We start from the raw sequence: 21,007 nt of genomic DNA, 5'->3' as shown, positions 1-21,007 counted from the left end.
ATTTTGCAAAGATAATATTTTTATGCTGACACTCAGAACACAAAATAAAAATTTCAGCAGTCCCCGTCCCGTGATGATGGGCATACTGAACGTGACGCCCGATTCGTTTTCCGATGGCGGTCATTACAATCAGATTGACAGTGCTTTACAGCATTGCGAAGAAATGCTTTGCGATGGTGCGGAAATCATCGACATCGGTGGCTGCTCAACCCGTCCGAACAACGAAATCGCGACAGAAGCCGAAGAACTGCAAAGGGTTGTTCCCATTGTAAAAGCCATTCGCAAACGTTTCCCTGATGCCTTGCTTTCCATCGACACGTTCAGAAAATCCGTTGCCGAAAGCTGCCTTGGCGAAGGCGCCGACATCATCAACGACATTTCAGGCGGTTTGTTCGATGAAAAAATGCTGCCTTACATCGGTGAAAATCATGTACCTTACATCATGATGCATTGTGTCGGCACGCCCGAAACCATGCACCAATACGCTTTGGACGGCAACATTCACCAGACGGTTTACGATTTCTTTGCCGGACAATGCGGAAAACTTGATTCTTTCGGTCAGCAGCAAATCATTCTCGATCCAGGCATCGGTTTCGGCAAAAGCCTGAAAGCCAACTACGCCCTACTCCACGACTTAAACCGTTATCGTTTCAACAGCCTCCCTATCCTCATCGGAATTTCAAGGAAATCAATGATTTGGAAAGTGTTAGGAACGGATTACAAAAACGACCCCGAAGCCATCGAAAACGGCACAACGGTACTGAACACCATCGCCTTGATGAATGGCGCGGACATTATCAGGGTTCATGATGTGAAAAAAGCGGTAAATGCCGTGAATTTGGTTGATTTTACCAATCAACCATTATTCTAACGGCTTCACAAGACGCACACTATGTCCATAGTGCCATTCAGTAATATTATTTGCGATCACAGTTTCATATCCAAAATAGAACCCGTAAGAACTATATTGGCTACTACTGCCTTGATAACATGTTGAAGTCCAATAATCGCATGAGCCCATCACATGGTAAATCAAATTGCCATTGCGCATACCTGACGCGGGAAGGAACACCGCCCCCGCCGCTTCCATTTTCGACCATTGTTTCATAGTATAACAATTCTCCCATTGCGAAACTCCAGGTTTAAAAGAAATCCCGGAAGGAAACATCCAATCATCCGGCAAAAGAATCAAACCATTCGTACCATTCACTTGGCCTTGACCGAAAAGAATACCATAATTTGGACGCTCAAACAGAAGATAATTCCACTCATCTTTGGTTAATGTGCGCCAACCAAAATTCTCAACATTGCCTCCATTGCTGATGGCATTATAACCCCAATCAGCCTTACCTGTATAATCATACAAATTGCTATTATTTTGTCCGTAGGCGTTATAACTCATTGAATTTGTACTATTTTCCCATGGCTGATAACAAGCTGCGCCATGATTATAGCCAGAAGTGCCCCAACCGAAAAGGTCAATCCATGCTGAGCTTTCCTCAGCATAATCGGTAGTGTAGTGTTCGCTCGCGTTAGCATCACAAATGTCCCATTGGTTTTCAGCAAAGCGCCATGTGCCAGTGGAGGCTTGATATTGCAAATTACCTTTCGAGAACCAGACTTTGCCACCATTGCCGTTGATGGAGAAAAGCGCATTTACGCCTCCTTCGGGAACAATGCTTCCATACGATTGGGTGGTGAAACTCACCTCATTTCCATACGCAGTCCCATTACTATTCGTAGCATACGCGCGTGCATAATACTGGGTATTGGCTGCCAATCCCGGTATTTTAACGTTGTAGCTTCCCAAGCCATCATCCGAATCTTTTGCGAAATAAAAATCGCTATTAATAAAATCGTCACTTACGGTTGGATTGTGATTTATGCCCCAGCAAATTCCTCTAACATTTATAAAAGTTTTACCGTGTTCGGTCACAGTGCCACTACACATGGCAGAATGGATTCCTATCTCTGTCACTTCATCTGTCGAAACAACAGGATAAATTGAATTGTTTTTCTGTTCTTTTTTACAATTGCTGAAAAGTGCTAACATCAGCATTGTCACCATAATAGGAAGATGTTTTTTCATTGCAAATAAGTTTTATTCTGATGATTTCTATTATTTTACTTCACCACATTGATTTGATGCACTTCGCAACTTGTCTCTGTCTCAACGCGAATCAGGTACAAGCCAGCCTTCATTTGCGACAAATCGACTGATGTTTCATCGCCTTCGGCAGGAATTGTGCTGACGACCTGTCCCAAAGCGTTTATCACCATGATTTGCCTCATATCGGCGGCAACGACTTTCAGCAGACCATTGGTCGGATTTGGATAGACCTTTGCTTCGACAGCATTTTCGGCGACTGATGTCAGCGAAACCATCGTTGAAGCAGGTTCGGTTTCGCCTTGGTTGGCGTAAACAGCAGTCACCTGATAGAAGTAAGTACCTTGTTCAACGTTGTCAAGATATTCATACTGAGCCTGGTACTCAACGGCTGGAATATTGGCAATCAGCTGATAATCGCTATCCGTTGTGGAACGGTAAAGGTTGAAACTTTCAAGGTCATTCGGTTCAGCATTGTATGTGAAACGGACATCATCAATAGCCAAAGCATACTGATTAGTACAACCGAAATGGCGGAAAGCGACATAAACTTCCTGACCTGCGTATGCACTGAGGTCAACGGAGTACTCTTTCCAAGGTGTCTGATTCAACTTGTCGGGGGCAACGGTCCATTCCGCAACAGTTGTGAAATCGGCGGCACTGGTATTGCCTGCTGTAGAGACGGCAACGCCAAAATGTTCAGCATAACTCACAGCATCGGCAGCGCAAGCCATAAACGAAAGTTCCGTTCCGTCCAAAATCAAGATTTTGTTCGTAACAATGTAATTATCAGGTGTGTAAGGAATACCGCCGTATGTGCCATAGCAGTCTTTCGATTCCGAAACCAAGCAAATGTAACCGCTTGGACATTCCAAACCCTGAACATGCATCCAGCAATGATTGTCGCCATCGGCATCAATCAAAGTCCAGTCGACCATGGTTTCCAAATCCCAATAAAGGTCTTCCGGGACAACGGAAACCGGTGCTTCCGATTTCCACGAAAGGTTTACGCCCGTCGGAGTAAATTCTCCATTAAAGTCATACGGAGCCATGAATCTTGATTGTGCGTGAACGCAAGTGCCTGCCAAACCTAAAGCACAGGCAAAGAACAATGATAAAAATCCTTTTTTCATACTGATAGATTTAATTTATTAAATAATTGATTAATTGCTTGTTAAAATTTAGTTTACAATTTGAATTTAGGGTTATGAGTGATTTGGACATTTGGACGTTTGGACATTTGGACATTTAGACATTTAGACGTTTGGACATTTGGACGTTTGGACATTTAGACATTTAGACGTTTAGACGTTTTGAGTATTTGAACAATTTATGACTGACAACTGATAACTGACAACTGATAACTGACAACTGACAACTGATAACTGACAACTGACAACTGATAACCGATAACTGACAACTGATAACCGACAACTGATAACTGACAACTGATAACCGACAACTGATAACCGATAACCGATAACCCATCTATGTTGTAGTATAATTTTGAACCCTACTTATTAACGAATTTATTTCTGATTTGACAAAGCAAAACGTTCCGCCAAAACCTTGAATTTCCGACCTCTCTCCTCAAAATTCCTGTATTGATCGTAACTTGATGCCGCAGGCGAAAGCAGACACACATCACCCGATTCTGCGTGAGCGGAAAGATAAGCAAACGCCTCATCCATAGACGCATACGGAACAAGAGCAACCGCCACTCCCCTATCCTTCAAGGCCTGCATCAAACGTTCGCCGGCTTTGCCCGTGAACAGCAGATTTGGCACAATGCCTTGCGAAAGGAAATCAATCAAAGGCGTGTAATCGATGTCGCGGTCGAAACCGCCAAGCAGCAGGAAATCAACCTTTTTCAAAGTCTTGCAAGCCGCAATGGCCGCCTGCGGTATGGTTGAAATACTATCGTTGAAGAAAGTCACGCCGCCAAAAGTGCCGACACGCTCCAGACGATGTTCCAAAGGCTTGAACGTATATAAATAAGGAATCAGTTCCCGCTCATCGATGCCGAAAGCCGAACAAGCACACAAGGCCGCCTTCACATTCAGCAGGTTGTGTTCGCCCAAAATAGGCAAACGGCTTTCATCGACATCAAAATTCATGGTCGAGAACACCGCCTGATTGACAAACAACGGCAGCACATCGTCCAGCAAACTATCGTGAATAATGGCGAAATCATCTTCCTGCATGAAACGCAAAAGATTGAGTTTCGCGTTTTTATACCTTTCAAAAGTGCCGAAATGGTCAAGATGTTCCTCAAACACGTTCAGCAGCACACCGACTTTCGGTCCGTTGTGAACATACTCCAACTGATGCGCCGAGAGTTCGTAAACCACTATGGAATCGGGCTTTATACCCTCCATCACATCAAAGCATGGAATACCGATATTGCCCGTGAGAATGGCATCTTTTCCAGCCGATTTCAGCAGATGATAAATCAAGCTCGTCGTCGTGCTCTTGCCTTTCGTGCCGCTGATGCCTATGGTCTGGCGGTGAAATTCACCCAAAAACAAGTCTGTCTGAGATGTGATTTCAATGCCTTTCATGTCGAAATCCTTCAGTGAGATGCCCGGTGTTTTGATGACAATGTCGTAATCGTAAATGTTTTGCAGATAATCATCGCCGGAATGAAAGTGCAATCGTCTTGCTTCGCTCCCCTTCGACATGCTCAGGGAGCGTTCAGCAAGCTGCAGATTTTGAAATTCCGCAAAAGCGGCTGCATTTTTATCGGCGACACCCATTTTATTATGAGGAAGATATTTCTGCAAGAAACGCAAGGTCGACTTACCCTCGCGGCCAAAGCCAAGGATAAGGACACGCTTGCCTTGCAACCTGTTTAAAATACTGTCAAACATAGAGTTTTGATTTTAGGATTGCGGCAATTTTTTCAGGCAAAAAGTTTTCTTCATTATAGCGTTTCAGCATTTCCACCACGTTGGTCTCCGCCTTTGGCGAAATGGCAGCAATCGTGCCTTCGCGGTTTTGCATGGCATCGACGCAAGCCCTCACTTCTTCCACCGTGCCGACACATTCAAAAGGCTTCACCGCCGAAGTCCCATTAAGTTCTTCAAAGATTGGTCTTAAACTCATGTCAGCCATCAAGTCCTTGCCGAAAATTTCGGTCAGCTTTTCACGCGAAATGAACGGCGAGAGAATCAGCCATGTGAAGAGGCATTTCGGGCAATTGCCGCACCACGAATCGGTCTTGCTGCCAGCATTGCAACTGCGGAAGACCTTGTGATAGGCCTCGAACTGCGCAAAGAAATAAGCAATCTGCATCTCGCTCAGCGGACGCAGGAAACTGAAATACTGAATGTCAGCATTGATGTTTTCCGCCACATATTCACGGAAATCACGCTCAAACTCAACGGATTTGCTGTATTGGTGATTGATGTTCGTACCAGGCACCGTCGACTCATTGGCACTCGACTCATTGGAAAGGGCGATATAGCGGCTACCGCTGCCAAACCCGACCAGCAAAGTCACAAAAGCCAACATCGCCGAGAATGGCGTGTGACCGTTCAGATAGCCTTCCTTGTTAAGTTGCAGCATGACGGGGTCAAGCGTGCGATTGGCCACCATGAAAGCACCGTCGGCGTAGCCAGCAGTCTCGACACAACCCAAAGTCGCGCCACGCGGATTGACTATCAAAGGCGTGCAGGGCAGTTCGTTGCGAAGCAATTCCAAAGTGACGACAGAATCCTTGCCGCCGCCAACGGGAATGATTGCCTTTTCCTGCAAAGGCAAATTGACTTTGGCGAAAGGCTTGCCTTCGGGTGTTTCGATGATCATGAAATCAGCCTCGGAACAAGTAATGGTATTAAGGTAGAAAAACTCACCCAAACCATTGTAATACAGTTTCTTCCAAAAAGATTTTTGACTTTCCGTCAAGGAGAATGGCTTGACAATCACTTTTTTCGGGCAGGCGATTTTCCAATAACTGACAAGCTCTATCATGCCGATATGGAAAGCTAAAGTCTGCAACTGTTCCTCTGGAAACATGTCCCAATGATAGAAAGGACGTGCCGGAATGGTCAGCGTGGGCGTGAAATGATATTTCCCGTCAAGACTGAAGGAAAACGCCAGATGCAATGCGCCGTCTTTCAACTCAATCTCCTGACTTTCAAACGTAAAAGTGGAAAATTGCTGACGCAAGGCATCGAATTCATATTGGTTGTCTGAACGTTTCAAAACCGTTTTTTTATTAAAAATGAACTATTTTTCAAAATTTTATGTATTTTTGCCAAGTCAAAAGACTTAAATCCGTAAACAGATCTGCATGCAAATAAGTCGGGTTAACTGTTTTCGGATTTTTTTATTTCCATTAGTTCCACACTATATTGCACATATTTTTTTATCTCCTTTTTCCAAAACTTTTTCCCCCACGACAAGCTCTACAGTAAAATTCAAATACGACTTCTTCGGATGTTTGAATTCATAATACAATGGTACCACGTATGAAAAACCACTTTCCTGTTGCATTCCGTGTTTCGATGGCAAATGTATGATTTCATCAGCACTCGCATATTTTACTACATCAAGCACCTTCAAAATCGCATACGTAGATTGCCATTTTCTGACCGAGTTGTTGGACGCTTTTTTCCTGCTGATTTTTCGAGTAATCTCCACATTTGCCCCAATAAAATCATTGAAAACGCTAATATTTCCTCCATTTCTTTGCAGAAGAATATCGTAGGCATCCAGAATAATCTTTCGTCTTACCGAATAATCAATTTTATCATCAGTCGGTATTTCAAAATAGACTCTGGTACCTATCAGATTCGTCTTTATGATATCAGGAACATCCGTTTCCTTCATTTTTTACTCAACTCATTATTTTTGCAAAAATAGTAATCATTTCGCATTCGGCAAACACAAAATAAATGTTTTGCATGAGTTTGGCTGATTTCACCCATTTTTGCAGTGTCAATTTCCGAAAAGTCCTTAAAAACAACCAAGATATCCAAAACCTATAAAATTTCAATTTCATCTACAATATATATCCAATTTAACACTATTTTTGTGTCAAGTGAGAATTAAAAAATAACCTGTAACGATAATAGTTGTTTTTTCGCTTCGCAAAACGCAAAATCGAAGATTACCTCACTTCATGTCGGTGAAATCTTTTAGATTCGACGTAGTCAATATTCATTTCGACGTAGTCAATTATCGTAAATGAATCATAAATGAATAAAAGCTACAATTAGATGTATATCAGTTAATTCACACTGATTTTTGGATAATTTATGGAAATTTGCGTTTTTACAGGAAAGCAATGGTAAACGTTGAAATGTGTTACAACTTATTTTTTATCGTTACATAATGAAACAAAAAATGCGGCCTTTCAGCCGCATCCCCCTTGAAGTGAATCAAGTCCCATGAGCGAATAACGGGATTCGAACCCGCGACCCTCAGCTTGGGAAGCTGATGTTCTACCAACTGAACTACATTCGCATTGCGCTGCAAAAATACCACATTTTTACAAACGAAATTCAATTTTTCGCATTTTTTGATATTATTTTGCTTTTGACCGCAGACCGCTGGCTTTTGGCTTGGCTTCGCCGAGTGAACACATGGCGGCAGCCAAACTCGCTGCGAAGCCAAGCTGATGGCTAAAAGCTAAAGGCCAACAGGCCAATTCTTTTTCCATATCACAGTGTTTATAATTGCTTTTTTTCTAAATTTGCAGCATAAATTAAAACTCAAACACTATGGCAATCACAAAAAGAGAAGAAGAAATCATCAAATGCTGTTTCAAGCAAAAGACTTGGAGCGATATAAAGAGCCACGATTCATGGTCGGTTTTCAAAATCATGTCGGAATTTGTCGATGGCATGGACCGTCTGTCGAACATCGGTCCCTGTGTGGCCATTTTCGGTTCGGCACGCACAAAACCTGACGACCCTTATTACAAACTCACTACCGAAATTGCCATTGAGCTGACAAAATTGGGGTTCGGAATCATCACTGGCGGCGGTCCGGGTATCATGGAGGCTGCCAACAAGGGAGCTTGCGAATGCAATGCGACAAGCGTCGGACTCAACATCAGACTTCCTTTCGAAAAGCATGGCAATCAATACATTGACAAGGAGATTGACTTCAATTATTTCTTTGTACGCAAGACCTTATTCATGCGCTATGCACAAGGTTATATCGTCATGCCTGGCGGCTTAGGCACCTTGGACGAATTATTCGAAGCCCTGACTTTAATCCAAACTGACAAGATGGTCGATTTTCCAGTCGTACTTGTCGGAAAGGAATATTGGAGCGGCTTAATCCAATGGATGAGAGAAGTTTTGTTGACCCGACAAATGATCAAGGAAGAGGACTTTGACATTTTCCATCTTGTAGACACTAAGGAAGAGGCCGTAACCGTCATCAAGGAATTCTATGAGAAATTTGATGTAAAGCCAAACTTCTGATTGGTGAATGGTGATGGATGATTTTCCCACAACTCATAACCCACGAAAAACATGAGGCGTTACATTGAAATACCGATACGCATACTCGACATCGAAGGAGATGGCTTCCATATCATGATTCAAGGCCGAATCAATGGTAAGGAAGCCAACTTCCTCGTCGACACGGGGGCTTCGCGTTCCGTTTTCGACCCGAAAAACATCGCCAATTTCATTGACAATCCGCAATTTGAGAAAAAGGAAGGCATCACGGCAGGCGTGGGCGGCAACGAATTGGAAAGCGCCACTTTCGTCATCGAGGCACTGGATTTGGGCGACTTGGAAATCCGACATTACAACGCCGTGGCATTGGATTTGGAAAACATCTACGAATCATACGAAAAAGTCCATTTGCCGAAAATCGACGGCATCATTGGCGGCGACCTGTTAGTGAAACACAAGGCGGTCATCAATTACAGGCAAAAGAAAATCAGGCTTACTCCTTGATGAATCGGACAAATTTCATCTTGCCCGAATTGCAATTCATTTGCAAAAGATAGATCCCCGAAGCCAAAACATTTACATCAATCGTCGTTTCATCGGAAGCGGCATTTTTTTGTATCAGGCAGCGGCCTAAAACATCATAAACCCTGATTTGATTGATCTCTTTTCCAACAATCGTCAAAGCGGATTTCGCAGGATTCGGATAAACCAGCACTCCCTCCACCATTTCCTCAACGCTTTGATTCACTTCGATTTCCGCATTAAACAACTGCAAGCCTCCGGCATAATTCCCGACCATCATTTCCATTTTTCCGTCATCATTCAAATCGAACAATGCAGCAGCACAACGCAATCCGAAATGATTGTCAAAATCAGGTACAATCCGCTGCCATTCTTCGGAAATTTCCTCAAACGGCAAACCATCGCTGTTCAGCTTATACAAAAACATTTTTCCTTGTTCCGAGCCAACGGAAAGATAGGTTTCTGCTCCGTTTTTGAAAAACGACGGCACGCTGTAACCGAAATACGAAGCCGAATAATCGCGCACATCTACCCCACCCCATTCATCGGTGACAAAAGCAAAACTGACATTCCCGTTTTCGTTAAATCCCTGATACAAAGTCAGTTTTCCATTGGCATTGCCAACCACTAAATCCAAAGTGCCGTCAGCATCAACATCATAAAGGCAAGGCGCCGACCAAGTCTTTTCATAATGCAGGAAATCATTGTCAAGCAACTGAAAATCAGCATTGAAAAATAAAATATTACCTTCCGATGTGCCGACCAGCATTTCCGGTTTTCCGTCATTATTCAAATCGCCGAATGCCGGAACCAAACCGCTTGTTTTCATGGATTTCAAGTTGCCGAAATCATCATCAAAAAGCTGGAAAACAGGGTTATTCGTTGTTCCCACATTCTTAAAAAAAGCAATTTGCCCCAAGCGATGCGTTTGCAACGAACCATAAATATAATAGGTGGAATCGATGTTGCCTATCGTGCCGACCAGCATATCGGTCAAGCCATCGGCATCAACATCTGCAAAAACAGGATAAGAACCCGTGCCGAAATCCAACATTTCATCTTGCAGAAACGATTTTGTATACAACTGGAAATCAGGGGTTTCATTCGTTCCAAAATTCAAATAAAGCCACACGCTGTTTTGCCCTTCCGCCGACAAAGGATTAGGGTCGAAAGGCGAAACAATCATATCTTCCAAGCCATCATTATTGACATCAATGAAAAACGGCATCGGCATGGAAAACAGATTTACAGGCTGTTGCGATGGAAAGCGGTTGTTTTGCGAGGTCATCAATGCAGAATCCAAAGTACCGCCGTTTTGCAAATAAATTAGTCCCGGATAATCGACATCACCCAAGAGCATATCCAGAAGGCCGTCGCCATTCAAATCGCGCACTGCAACCGTCGCCCCACGATGACGGAAAGGTCCTTCAATTATCGTTTTTCCGAAGAGGCAAGTGTCTAAATACATTCTGTTATCTTCCTCACTTTCAGCCACTCTTCCCCAACAGTAATCGTTGCGTTCAAAAATCAACGAATCGCGGATGCCGTATTTTTCCACAGAAAGATTCTGGTGTTTTTCGATGAAAGTGCCTAAAACGCCAAAGGTGAGAATGTCCAAATCGCCATCGCCATCCACATCGACAATGGCTGGATAATCGGCGTATGTAGCCATAATGTTCACCTCGCCCGCACCTTGCAGAGAAGTCAGATAGGGCGATTTAACCAACTCAAAGGCCAACGAGTCGGTGGAGACATTCCTATAAACCTTAATACCTGCCCAACCTTTGGAATAGGTGAAAATATCGTTGCGACCATCGCCATCATAATCCGCCAAAATCATCCAGTCATCGATTTTTGGAAAAGCCTTAGCATACTGATTGTCAAATTCATAACAAATCTCACCAAGTCCACCACGATTTACAAAACACGACAAGCAATTGCCCTGACGGTCGAAAACCACCAAGTCGTTTTTGCCATCAAAATCAAGGTCGATGGAGCCGAACTGACAGGCATTCAAACCACCAGCCCAAGGAAACGACAAAGTCTTTTCGCCATCAACGCGCACCTGCTGCCCCAATGCCACCAAAGGCAAAAAGGCAAAAAGAAAGAACGCTATTTTGAAAAAGGATTTCATTCCTTACCTTCGTCCGTGTTTTCCTGTGCTTTTTCTGCTTCTTTTGCAGCCTTACGCGCTGCTCTTTTTGCCTCGCGTTTTTCTTTCTTCGACATTTTCGGCTCAACGGCTTCCTGCGTTTCATCAGCGGCCTTAATCATTTCTGGTTCAGGCGTTTCCTCCTTGACATACTTTGAATCGAGGCACAAGCGGAAACCACCGAATGAATTGCCCGAATCGGGCATACGTTTGCCGCGCCAAGTCACGCGACAGGCCGTCTTCGGCAACTGCCAGGCACCGCCTCGGATGCAATACATCTGCCCGTCACGGCCCAAGTTAGCATTGCGTTTGGCATCGTAAAAGCGATAGGGCGAATCGCACCATTCCCACACATTGCCCGACATATCGTAAATGCCTAATTCATTGGGGCTTCGTTTGCCGACTTTCTTTGTCTTGCGGGCATTTTCGGTAAACCAAGCCACGCGCTCAGCCTCCTTACTGCCACTAAAAATATAGTTACGCGAATTTTTACCGCCGCGTGCCGCATATTCCCATTCTGCTTCGGTCGGAAGGCGGAATTTCATGCCTGTCAAACTGTCCAAAATGACGAGAAACTCCTGAATGTCATAATACGACACATTTTCCACAGGGCGTTTCGGACATTTTTTCTTACTCGGATTGCTACCCATCACGGCCTTCCAAAGTTTTTGCGTCACCTCGGTCTGACCGATATAAAAATCTTCCTTAATCTTCACATTATGCACCGGCAATTCATCACTTTGCGAAAGCCTGTCGTAATTGAAATCGGCAGTATCAAGATGCTGCGCACCCATCCAGAAGTCACCTTTTTCGACCCTTACCATCTTGAACGACACGCCATTAACGCGATAGACCGATGGAGCCGGCAAAGTATCCTGCTGGGCAAAAAGTGCGCTTGAAAACATCAAAGCCACAAAAAACAAATAAAAACGTTTCATTCTCATTAAGTTTATTTATTCGACATTAAATCATTTTTCGGAATCCACCATTTGAGGCAGCGTGCCAAAAACAGCAAGACGAGCGATATGGCAAGGCAAACCAGCATCATCCACAGGCCTTGACCATTGGCAAACATCAAAGGCACCAAGGAAATCAGCACGATTTCGACGGGAGCGCAAGGCAGATAAGCGAGCGCATAATCATCGAGGGCTTTGGATGCCATTTTCGGGTCGACGATACGCAAAAGCGCAATGCCCATGGCCATGGTGCCCGTCCACCAGCCCCATGCAAATATCGATTTCTCGAACCAATCCTTTTTCATCAGGTGACGGCCAAAATAGAAAACCGTGAACACCGTAACGATAGTTCCGACCGCAAGCAGCACAAGAAGAGGAACTGCATATTTCACCACGACATCAAGTTTGATGGAAGCGATTCCGAAAGCGACAAGAAGGTCGGTGGCGAAACTGCTGATACTACTTGCCGTCTTACCATCGATATAGCGCGAAACCTTGGTTTTGTTGAATATCAGCTTCATCAGAAGGCCGACAATGAAAGCGCAACTGAAAACAGGAAGTTCCAATTTCGGATAACAAAGTTTCACGCCTTTGCTGACCAGATAACCGCCAAACGCCGCGACAATCACCAAGGCGAAATGGAAAGTCAGCGAATCGATGGAAATAGGAGATGTTGTGGCAATTCCCAAAGGTTCACGCTTTTCTTCGGGCATAAGCCCGTCGCGCAATTCATTGGGCAGGTCGCCGAAATCGGAAATATAGGAAGTCTGTTTGTTTTTAGCCGCAATTTTGATGAAAAGCAAGCCACCGATTATGGCCAGTATCACGCCGATGGTGGCCGTAGTCATGCCGAGGCTTCCCGCTTCGTCCCAGCCGAGGCCATTGAAAGCAGTGCCGATGGCCGCCGCCGTCCCGTGGCCGCCGTAGAAACCCGTGGGCAGCATCACGCCGAAAGCATCATTCAAATTCGGCCAAATGGCTTTCATCACTAACAAGCCGAAAAGGCCCATCACCGCCCACTGAAACAACATGCCGAACTGGGAATAGACCCACAAAGGCCCTACCCTGCCCGCCACTTCCTTGACCTTAAAAGCCGGTGAAGACAATGGAAGCGCACCAAAGACCACGGCAATCAGAATGGCCGGATAAACGCCGATGGAACCTGAAAACGGCAGCCAACCAAGACCATTCGGACCAAATGCAAGTCCCAACACACCGGCAATCATGCTCGGCGGAATGAAGAGTTTCTGAACGATTTTCACTTTTGCACGAATCAGTTTTCCAACGAGAAGAAGGCACATGATAAGCCCCAAATCAGTGAACAACACCCAAGGAGAAAAAATAGATGTATCAAACATAAGATTGAATTTTAATCTCTGCAAAAATAAAAAAGATTTCAATATATGTACTGATGCATCGATTTTCCGTCAGTAATTTGTCCAAATGCCCAAATGTCAAAGCGTCCAAATGTCTAAATGTCTAAGTATCCAAATGTCTAAATGTCCAAGTGTCCAAATGTCCAAATATCCAAATGTCCAAATATCCAACACGAAAGATTCATGTAAGATTTATGTCCTAACCCGATTTTCACTATCTTTGCGCCCAAATTGGCAAAAATGATTCAAGCACAAGGCATATACAAGTCTTTCGGCAAGCTGGAAGTCATCAAAGGCATTGACTTACAGATTGCTAAAAAAGAAATCGTGAGCATAGTGGGCGCTTCGGGGGCAGGCAAGTCTACCCTACTCCACATCATCGGGACGCTGGACAAAGCCGACTGCGGACAACTCATAATAGATGGAACCGAGGTCAGCAGACTCAACGACACCGCCTTGGCTGCCTTCCGCAACCAGAAAATCGGTTTCGTGTTCCAGTTCCATCACCTTCTGCCTGAGTTTACCGCCATCGAGAACATCTGCATTCCTGCCTTCATCGGCGGCACATCAAGGAAAGAAGCCGTGGCACGCGCCGAGAAACTGCTTGAATACCTGAACCTTACCGACAGAAAACACCACAAGCCATCGGAACTTTCGGGCGGCGAGCAGCAGCGCATTGCCGTGGCACGCGCCCTGATCAACAACCCCGCCGTGGTCCTTGCCGACGAGCCTTCGGGCAACCTCGACTCGAAATCGGCACAGGAACTGCACCAGCTGTTTTTCCGCTTGCGCGACGAGATGCAGCAGACTTTCGTCATCGTGACACACAATCCGCAATTGGCCGAAATGTCGGACCGAACCATCACAATTAAAGACGGAAAAACAAGTCAATGAGTATAATCAATTTACATAACGAATACGAGGCATCGGGAACGCGGGAACGCGAGACATCTCGTCATCTCGCAGTCTCGCAACCTCGCAACCTCGCAGTCTCGCGACCTCGCAACCTCGCAGTCTCGCAACCTCGTAACCTCGCAACCTCGCAACCTCGCAACCTTATGTCCAATTTTATTTTTTAACAATTTCTATAATAAAAAAGAAGAATCGCCGTTAACCGAAAGATATACCTATTTAGAAAATGAAGAAACACATCATATTCTCCATGCTTTTAGGCGCGTTTGTCGCCTGCTCCACTCCCCTTTTGGCCCAAACCACAGAGACTTACGAGTCGTTGATGAAGAAAGGCAATGACAAATTCAGCGCAAAAGACTACATCAGCGCCAAGACTTATTACGAGATGGCCCTCAAGCAGAAAGCCAACGACCCCACCGCCAAGCAGAAGCTGAACGAGGCCGTGAAGAAAATCCAGGAAGACGGTGAGCGTCAGGAGATTTTTTACGCCCATTTGGACGAAGGCGACATCCTCAACGGCCAGCAACGCTACGAAGAGGCTTTGGCTGAATACGAAAAGGCCTTGGCCGTATTCCCCAACGACAAATACGTCACCGCACAGGCCGAAGCCATCCGCGCCATTCTGCAAGAACGCAAAGACAAGCAGGATGCCTTCGATACCGCTATGAGTCAGGGCGAAAGCCTTCTGGCAGAAGAGAATTTCGATGCCGCCATCATGCAGTTTGAGACCGCCATCGGCATCTTCCCTAACGACAAGCTGCCCAAGGAAAAACTGGCCGAAGCCCGTCGGCAGAAACAGCTTTACACCGACAAGGTGAACCGTTTCGACAAGCTCGTCGCCGATGCCGACAACCTCGCCTTGCGCAAAAACTACGATGCCGCCATCAGCAAACTCGGCGAAGCACTGGAACTTTTCCCCAACGACACCCAAGCCTTGGCAAAACAACGCGAATGGCAGGGACTGAAAGCCCAGAAAGACCAATACGAGAGCATCATCGCTTCAGCAGAACAATATTACGAAAACAAAGCCTACAAGGAAGCTAAGGCACAGTTCCAGAGCGCATTGACCGTCGTCCCAGGCGATGCCTACGCCAACGACATGATCGCCCGCCTCAATCCTTTGATTGAAGAACAAGATGCCGAAGCCGCCCGTTTGGCTGCCGAAGAAGCCGAGAGAGCACGTCTTGCTGCCGAGGCCGAGGCTGCATGCATTGCCGCCGAAGAAGAAGCCGCTCGTCTGGCCGCTGAAGAGGCAGCCCGCATCGCTGCCGAAGAAGCCGAAAAAGCACGTCTGGCCGCCGAAGCCGAGGCTGCACGTATCGCCGCCGAACAGGAAGCCGCCCGTCTTGCTGCCGAGGCTGAAGCTGCTCGCATTGCCGCTGAAGAAGAGGCTGCGCGTCTGGCTGCTGAAGAAGCCGCTCGCATCGCTGCCGAGGAAGAAGCCGCACGTCAGGCCGCCCTCGCCGCCGCCGAAGCGGAACGCCAAGCCAACATCAGCGCCATCCTGACTGCTGCCAACGAATTGTTTGGCAATCAGGATTATGCCGCCGCAAAAATGAAATATCAGGAAGTCTTCGCCATCGATGAAGGCAACGCCACGGCAACGGCTAAGATCAAGGAAATCGACAACATCTTCGCACAGCAGGCCGCCGAACTGCAGCAGCATTACGACAATGCCATGGCTGCCGGCACACAGGCCGTGACTGCACAAGACTACGCTACGGCCATCGCCAAATTCGGTGAAGCCCTCACCTACAAGCCCAACGACGAAGCCGCCACGACACAGCTTGCCGCCGCACAGAAACTTGAAGACGACCGCATCGCTGCGCTGCGCGTACAATACAACGCTTTCATCAAGGATGGCGACGCCAACTTCAAAGCTAATGTCTTCGACAAGGCCATTGAAGCCTACACCAAGGCCGAGGAACTGAACCTCGAGACCTACCCTACCGAAATGATTGCCCGCATCAGCGAAATCATCGAGGCTAACAAACTCTATGAACTGAACAACGAATATATCACCCTAACGGCCGGCACACCAAAACGCTTCGATTTCAACAAGATTGAGATTGGCGTGCGCCGCAGCAACTACATTATAATAAAGGTGCGCAACCCACATCCCGAAAAGACCTTCCCGATGATTGTCTCCTTCGGCGGCGAAGGTGGCAAAAACGGCGGTTTCGTGCTGCCTATCCCCGACAACGAGGAAGAAAAGACCTTCATCTTCCGCATTGGCGCACAGTACAAGTGGTTCAGCGAGGACAACACCTGGATTGAAATCATCAGCGAGAACAACGATGTGGAAATCGGACTGGTGGAAGTTTCGAGAAGCAATTGATTGTTTTTTTGGTTTTCAGTTATCGGTTTACGGTTATCAGTTATCGGTTTTCGGTTTACGCTTGGTGAGCCGAAAACTGATGAATCAAAATGTAGCGAGAAAACAAAATTGCAAGTACTTTTGCAACATAAAAATAAAAACTAAAATGAAAAACATTATCACAATTGCATTTCTATTCCTTTCATTTGCGACTTGTCAGTCTTGCAATGAAAAAAGCACAAACTCTCCTGACTTTGACGCTATTTCAGAAACCATTGCCAATCATAAAGCCACGATTATCTTTGTCGGCACTTCATGGTGTGCCGCCACCCAAAATACCATTAAGGAACAAGTCATTCCATATCTTTCCAATCCAAAGGAAGACATCGGATTCGTATTTCTGTATTTCGGAACATTGAACGGGATTCCCGATGACCTGCTCAAAAACATCACACTGATAGAATTGGAATCTCTTGGTGGAATAATAGATAAAACGGTTGCCAACAGAAGCCTAAGTAAAGTACTAAACAATTACAACCGAGTAAATTATGTTCCGTACTCAATTTTTGTAGACCAGCAAGGAAACATCTTGAATTACGATGCAAACGAAAAGCGTTATTCAGGATTTTATGAAATCAAACAGTTGATTGAGGATTTTGAATAAAAACACAAATTCCCGCAAATGAATCATAATTTCTGAAAAAATTGCAATTTTGCCATTGCAAACCATTATTATTATGACAAAGACACTTAGACAACGAGAACCACTGACCGGACTGAATCCGATGCAATTGCATTTGTTGAGCATCTTGAATTTCAACACAACACCTTCATCGGAAGAGCGCTTAAAAAAGGCATTGCAACAGTTCTATCTTGCTGAATTTGAGCGCATGAAAGATGAACTTTGGGAAAATGGGACATTGACCGAAGAAAAAATCGAAGAACATGCCCATGATTTTAGCCGTTCGCAAGCATGAAAAATCAAAGCACAACCATAATCAAAAAACACAGCATGTTTTTCAGTTAAGATTTTCAGAAAGATTTTCAGTTGAGATTTTGAGGGCGTTGCCCGACCCGTATGAAAAGGGATCGTAGAAACATTTTCAGAGAGATTTTCAGTTAGGATTTTTGTTGGAGATTTTTTCAAAATCCTGCAAAAAATCCACACTGAAAATCCTACTAAAAATAAGCGAACGCATTTCGATATTTGGGGTCGCTTTGCTCAAAATCCTTACAAAAAATCCTACGGAAAATCCTTACTGATTCGGTTTGCATTTTGTGAATTAGGAAATAAAAAATGATATTTGTGCCACCACGCATATAACGACCTTGAAATTTAATCCGTATAAGATCAGCGTCATCAGCGAAATCTGCGGTTCTGAAAATCACATTCCGCCAAGGCGGCAGAAAGTAAATTCGGAGTAAATTTGAGTAAATTTCGAGATTCCCGCCTTCGCGGGAAATGCTCTGCATTCGACGAAGTCAATGACGCTTCGCGTCAGCCAATCCGTGTCAATTTATGCGCTTGCGCATCTAAAAATTCTGTGTAATCTGTTATATCTGTAATTGGTTAAAAATCAGTGTAATCAGCGAAATCTGCGGTTCTTAAAAAATCAATCCGTGTCAATCCGCTAAATCCGTGTTCGATTTAAAGTGGTTCGATAAAAATAAAATCCGTTCAAACTATCAAATCCGTAGTTGATAATTTCCTATCTTTGCGAAAATTTTTAGTCACAATGGAAAAAAGCGATTGTTGTTACAATTCCTATCTTAACATTCTCAAGGAAGAATTAGTGCCAGCCATGGGCTGCACCGAACCTATTTGTCTGGCTTACGCCGCCGCCAAGGCACGCAAAGTGTTGGGCAGCGAACCGAAAAGAGTTGAAATTCAAGCCAGTGGAAACATCATCAAAAACGTGAAGAGCGTCATCGTTCCGAACACGGGCGGTCTGAAAGGTCTGAAAGCCTCCGTTGCAGCAGGCATCGTGGCCGGCAATCCCGACAAGGCTCTGGAAGTCATTGCCAGCGTCACGCCGGAACAGAAAAAGGAGATCCAGCATTTCCTCGACACCATCCTGATGACCATAGTCCCGCTGAACCTGATTGCCCGCCTCGATGTCACCGTCACGCTTTACGATGGCGAACATTCCTCAAGCGTCAGAATTGCAGGCTTCCACACCAACATTGTGAAGATTGAAAAGGACAACGAAGTGCTTTTTGAAAGCGAAGACACCAGCACCAACGCCAACCTCACCGACCGCAGCTGCTTGAACATGGCCAAGATATTCGACTTCGCCAACACCGTCGACCTCAACGACTTGCGTCCGCTCATCGAGCCGCAAATCCGTTGCAACAAAGCCATCTCGCAAGAAGGCCTAAAGAACAACTGGGGCGCCAACATCGGCAGCACCTTGCTCAGCTACGGCAACGACGTCCGTCTGAGAGCCAGGGCATGGGCGGCAGCAGGCAGCGACGCCCGCATGAGCGGCTGCGAGATGCCAGTCATCATCAATTCGGGCAGCGGCAACCAAGGCATGACGGCTTGTCTGCCAGTGCTCGCCTACGCCGAAGAATACAAGGTTGACGAAGAACGCACCATCCGTGCCGTCGCCTTCTCCGACTTGGTCACCATTCATCAGAAGACCGGAATCGGCCGTCTGTCAGCCTATTGCGGTGCTGTCAGCGCAGGTTGCGCCGCAGGTTGCGGCATCGCCTACCTGATGGGTGCCGACCTTGAGACCATCGACCACACCTTGGAGAATGCCGTGGGCATGGCCGCCGGCATCGTTTGCGACGGCGCCAAGCCATCGTGCGCAGGCAAAATCGCCATGGCTGTCGATGCAGGCATCCTCGGCTACGAGATGAGCAAGACCCACAATCAGCTTCTCGGCGGCGACGGCATCGTCGGCAACGACGTGGAAGAGACCATCCAGCACATCGGACGTCTCGGCCGCAACGGCATGAAGGAAACCGATGCCGAGATACTTAGGATTATGGTGGAATAGAAAGAAACTCGGAACAAGCAAGTTACCCAAATACGATTTGTCTAAGAGGACAGGTGACCGAATAAACCGAAATAAAGAGTTCAGACTTGCCGCAAACAGGTTATGTATCCTGAAATCAAGGGATTTACGACAAGGAATTGCAGACTCATGATGCAGTTTATCGCGAAAATAATCAGGAACTTACATTTGTGAAACCGTCCGTTTCACAATTAAGGCAAAAGTACGAATCGCCGGAAATCGAGGAGAATTTGAACAGTATATAAAAAACATCATTGATAATCAATCAACTAACAAGCACAAAACTGACAGACAATTATAATTGACATAATAATAAAATAGCGTTTGCTGCTATTCTGAAATCATTCCAAAGCTTGGCCGCATAGGAAATGTCTATTAGAAGGTAACAGTGAACGTCCGCGTACAACGTGGACGTTCTTATCTGATAGACAGGGTCAGGCCAAGCACCCGGAATGTGGATAAGTTTCGTCCACGTTCCTTTTCGGGGTGCTTGGCTTGCAAGGTTTTAGGGAAAATGGCAGACGCACCTAAAACCACACATAATGCCAGAAAACCAGCAAATTAAATCGAAACAGCGGGTGGCTGACCATGGCGAAGTGTTCACCAATCCACGCGAAGTGAATGCGATGCTCGATTTGGTGAAAAACGAAACCGAGCGCATCGAAAGCCGTTTCCTGGAGCCTGCCTGCGGCGACGGGAACTTCCTCATCGAGATACTGCGGCGGAAACTTGCCATCGTCAACAACCGTTACAGCCGTACAAACGAATTTGAAAAATACCTGCTTCAAGCCGTCAGCAGTATCTACGGCATTGAACTACTGAGCGATAACGCCGAAAACTGTCGGCAACGCCTTCTTGACTTCACAATCAATGAAACCCGCCAAACGGCACCTTCACTGGCACAGAAAGACGATTTCGCCTTAAACCTTCGCTATCTCTTGCAGCACAACATAGTCCAAGGCGATGCCCTGACTTACAAGGCTTCCGATGGCAAACCAATCGTTTTCAGCGAATGGACTTTCATTGGGAACGAAGTGCAACGCCGTGATTACCAGTTTGATTTCCTCGTAAAAAAGGAACACCAGTATTCACTTTTTGACGAGAACGGCGATGCCCAGCAGTTTGACGAACCCATACGCGAATTTCCCTTAGTGCATTACACCAAAATCCACACCTATGAAGACTGAACGCGCCATTTCCGACATCCTGAACTGTCTGGCTAACCT

The 21,007-nt window shown here is 45.7% G+C and carries 18 protein-coding genes and 1 tRNA gene; 9 read left to right on the top strand and 10 right to left on the bottom strand.

The window, feature by feature from the left end; translation table 11 throughout:
- Window positions 1–22: 22 nt before the first annotated feature.
- On the top strand, window positions 23–871 hold the full coding sequence (gene folP / locus AC06MN_RS11805; protein WP_475672583.1) for a dihydropteroate synthase: 849 nt from the start codon (window positions 23–25) through the stop codon (window positions 869–871).
- On the opposite strand, the gene AC06MN_RS11800 is transcribed toward folP, so the two are convergent.
- The 7 genes from AC06MN_RS11800 to AC06MN_RS11770 all read right to left on the bottom strand — a co-directional run bounded on the left by AC06MN_RS11800 (window position 863) and on the right by AC06MN_RS11770 (window position 7,772).
- Window positions 863–2,089, bottom strand: a complete 1,227-nt coding sequence (locus tag AC06MN_RS11800) for a hypothetical protein (protein WP_475672582.1) — start codon at window positions 2,087–2,089, stop codon at window positions 863–865. The genes folP and AC06MN_RS11800 overlap by 9 nt on opposite strands.
- 35 nt (window positions 2,090–2,124) lie before the next feature.
- Window positions 2,125–3,240 (bottom strand): choice-of-anchor J domain-containing protein, encoded by a 1,116-nt coding sequence (locus tag AC06MN_RS11795; RefSeq protein ID WP_475672581.1) that lies wholly within the window; start codon window positions 3,238–3,240, stop codon window positions 2,125–2,127.
- A gap of 396 nt (window positions 3,241–3,636) precedes the next feature.
- The gene (gene murD / locus AC06MN_RS11790; RefSeq protein WP_475672580.1) at window positions 3,637–4,977 is read right to left on the bottom strand and encodes a UDP-N-acetylmuramoyl-L-alanine--D-glutamate ligase; all 1,341 of its coding nucleotides are present in this window, start codon (window positions 4,975–4,977) and stop codon (window positions 3,637–3,639) included.
- Window positions 4,970–6,313 carry a MurL-like N-terminal domain-containing gene (locus AC06MN_RS11785; protein ID WP_475672579.1) on the bottom strand — a complete coding sequence of 448 codons (1,344 nt, stop codon included), beginning with the start codon at window positions 6,311–6,313 and terminating at the stop codon, window positions 4,970–4,972. The genes murD and AC06MN_RS11785 overlap by 8 nt, the downstream gene beginning before the upstream one ends.
- Window positions 6,314–6,457: 144 nt before the next feature.
- Window positions 6,458–6,940 (bottom strand): hypothetical protein, encoded by a 483-nt coding sequence (locus tag AC06MN_RS11780; protein ID WP_475672578.1) that lies wholly within the window; start codon window positions 6,938–6,940, stop codon window positions 6,458–6,460.
- Between the two features lie 563 nt (window positions 6,941–7,503).
- A tRNA-Gly gene (locus AC06MN_RS11775) sits at window positions 7,504–7,576 on the bottom strand.
- 61 nt (window positions 7,577–7,637) lie between these two features.
- Window positions 7,638–7,772: a hypothetical protein gene (locus tag AC06MN_RS11770; RefSeq protein ID WP_475672577.1), complete on the bottom strand. Its 135-nt coding sequence runs from the start codon at window positions 7,770–7,772 to the stop codon at window positions 7,638–7,640.
- A gap of 61 nt (window positions 7,773–7,833) precedes the next feature.
- Between AC06MN_RS11770 and AC06MN_RS11765 the strand changes: the two genes are divergently transcribed.
- Window positions 7,834–8,544, top strand: coding sequence for an LOG family protein (locus AC06MN_RS11765; RefSeq protein ID WP_475672576.1), 711 nt, complete (start codon window positions 7,834–7,836; stop codon window positions 8,542–8,544).
- Between the two features lie 51 nt (window positions 8,545–8,595).
- The gene (locus AC06MN_RS11760) at window positions 8,596–9,027 is read left to right on the top strand and encodes a retropepsin-like aspartic protease (RefSeq protein ID WP_475672575.1); all 432 of its coding nucleotides are present in this window, start codon (window positions 8,596–8,598) and stop codon (window positions 9,025–9,027) included.
- Here the strand turns inward: AC06MN_RS11760 and AC06MN_RS11755 are convergent.
- From AC06MN_RS11755 to AC06MN_RS11745, 3 genes are read right to left on the bottom strand one after another with little or no spacing between them, the layout of a single operon-like run.
- Entirely contained in the window at window positions 9,017–11,179 is a 2,163-nt protein-coding gene (locus tag AC06MN_RS11755) for a T9SS type A sorting domain-containing protein (RefSeq protein ID WP_475672574.1), read from the bottom strand. The two genes, AC06MN_RS11760 and AC06MN_RS11755, sit on opposite strands and share 11 nt — an antisense overlap.
- Window positions 11,176–12,135 (bottom strand): formylglycine-generating enzyme family protein, encoded by a 960-nt coding sequence (locus AC06MN_RS11750; protein WP_475672573.1) that lies wholly within the window; start codon window positions 12,133–12,135, stop codon window positions 11,176–11,178. Before AC06MN_RS11750 ends, AC06MN_RS11755 begins: the two co-directional genes overlap by 4 nt.
- Window positions 12,136–12,146: 11 nt before the next feature.
- Complete coding sequence (locus AC06MN_RS11745; RefSeq protein WP_475672572.1) at window positions 12,147–13,511, bottom strand: sodium/glutamate symporter; 1,365 nt, start codon at window positions 13,509–13,511, stop codon at window positions 12,147–12,149.
- A 258-nt stretch (window positions 13,512–13,769) separates the two neighbouring features.
- On the opposite strand from AC06MN_RS11745, the gene AC06MN_RS11740 reads away from it, so the two are divergent.
- From AC06MN_RS11740 to AC06MN_RS11715, 6 genes are all read left to right on the top strand, one after another.
- A complete protein-coding gene (locus tag AC06MN_RS11740; protein ID WP_475672571.1) occupies window positions 13,770–14,423 on the top strand; it encodes an ABC transporter ATP-binding protein in 654 nt (217 codons plus the stop codon).
- A 244-nt stretch (window positions 14,424–14,667) separates the two neighbouring features.
- Window positions 14,668–16,779, top strand: coding sequence for a hypothetical protein (locus AC06MN_RS11735; protein WP_475672570.1), 2,112 nt, complete (start codon window positions 14,668–14,670; stop codon window positions 16,777–16,779).
- Between the two features lie 145 nt (window positions 16,780–16,924).
- Entirely contained in the window at window positions 16,925–17,422 is a 498-nt protein-coding gene (locus AC06MN_RS11730) for a hypothetical protein (RefSeq protein ID WP_475672569.1), read from the top strand.
- Window positions 17,423–17,495: 73 nt separating this feature from the next.
- Complete coding sequence (locus AC06MN_RS11725; protein WP_475672568.1) at window positions 17,496–17,735, top strand: hypothetical protein; 240 nt, start codon at window positions 17,496–17,498, stop codon at window positions 17,733–17,735.
- A gap of 759 nt (window positions 17,736–18,494) precedes the next feature.
- Window positions 18,495–19,763: an L-cysteine desulfidase family protein gene (locus tag AC06MN_RS11720; protein ID WP_475672567.1), complete on the top strand. Its 1,269-nt coding sequence runs from the start codon at window positions 18,495–18,497 to the stop codon at window positions 19,761–19,763.
- 560 nt (window positions 19,764–20,323) lie between these two features.
- Complete coding sequence (locus AC06MN_RS11715) at window positions 20,324–20,968, top strand: SAM-dependent DNA methyltransferase (RefSeq protein WP_475672566.1); 645 nt, start codon at window positions 20,324–20,326, stop codon at window positions 20,966–20,968.
- Window positions 20,969–21,007: the final 39 nt, after the last annotated feature.

This window comes from Candidatus Limimorpha sp. (assembly GCF_056203535.1).
Note: the sequence above shows the minus strand (reverse complement) of the source record. Positions and strands in the feature narration are given on the sequence as shown.

Bases quoted from the DNA above. Each gene is read 5' to 3' on its own strand.
- AC06MN_RS11715 (WP_475672566.1), top strand. From the start codon at position 20,324: ATGCCAGAAAACCAGCAAATTAAATCGAAACAGCGGGTGGCTGACCAT.
- AC06MN_RS11760 (WP_475672575.1), top strand. From the start codon at position 8,596: ATGAGGCGTTACATTGAAATACCGATACGCATACTCGACATCGAAGGA.
- murD (WP_475672580.1), bottom strand. From the start codon at position 4,977: ATGTTTGACAGTATTTTAAACAGGTTGCAAGGCAAGCGTGTCCTTATC.
- AC06MN_RS11730 (WP_475672569.1), top strand. From the start codon at position 16,925: ATGAAAAACATTATCACAATTGCATTTCTATTCCTTTCATTTGCGACT.
- folP (WP_475672583.1), top strand. From the start codon at position 23: ATGCTGACACTCAGAACACAAAATAAAAATTTCAGCAGTCCCCGTCCC.
- AC06MN_RS11765 (WP_475672576.1), top strand. From the start codon at position 7,834: ATGGCAATCACAAAAAGAGAAGAAGAAATCATCAAATGCTGTTTCAAG.
- AC06MN_RS11720 (WP_475672567.1), top strand. From the start codon at position 18,495: ATGGAAAAAAGCGATTGTTGTTACAATTCCTATCTTAACATTCTCAAG.
- AC06MN_RS11740 (WP_475672571.1), top strand. From the start codon at position 13,770: ATGATTCAAGCACAAGGCATATACAAGTCTTTCGGCAAGCTGGAAGTC.
- AC06MN_RS11745 (WP_475672572.1), bottom strand. From the start codon at position 13,511: ATGTTTGATACATCTATTTTTTCTCCTTGGGTGTTGTTCACTGATTTG.
- AC06MN_RS11795 (WP_475672581.1), bottom strand. From the start codon at position 3,240: ATGAAAAAAGGATTTTTATCATTGTTCTTTGCCTGTGCTTTAGGTTTG.
- AC06MN_RS11770 (WP_475672577.1), bottom strand. From the start codon at position 7,772: ATGGAAAAAGAATTGGCCTGTTGGCCTTTAGCTTTTAGCCATCAGCTT.
- AC06MN_RS11725 (WP_475672568.1), top strand. From the start codon at position 17,496: ATGACAAAGACACTTAGACAACGAGAACCACTGACCGGACTGAATCCG.
- AC06MN_RS11800 (WP_475672582.1), bottom strand. From the start codon at position 2,089: ATGAAAAAACATCTTCCTATTATGGTGACAATGCTGATGTTAGCACTT.
- AC06MN_RS11750 (WP_475672573.1), bottom strand. From the start codon at position 12,135: ATGAAACGTTTTTATTTGTTTTTTGTGGCTTTGATGTTTTCAAGCGCA.
- AC06MN_RS11755 (WP_475672574.1), bottom strand. From the start codon at position 11,179: ATGAAATCCTTTTTCAAAATAGCGTTCTTTCTTTTTGCCTTTTTGCCT.
- AC06MN_RS11780 (WP_475672578.1), bottom strand. From the start codon at position 6,940: ATGAAGGAAACGGATGTTCCTGATATCATAAAGACGAATCTGATAGGT.
- AC06MN_RS11735 (WP_475672570.1), top strand. From the start codon at position 14,668: ATGAAGAAACACATCATATTCTCCATGCTTTTAGGCGCGTTTGTCGCC.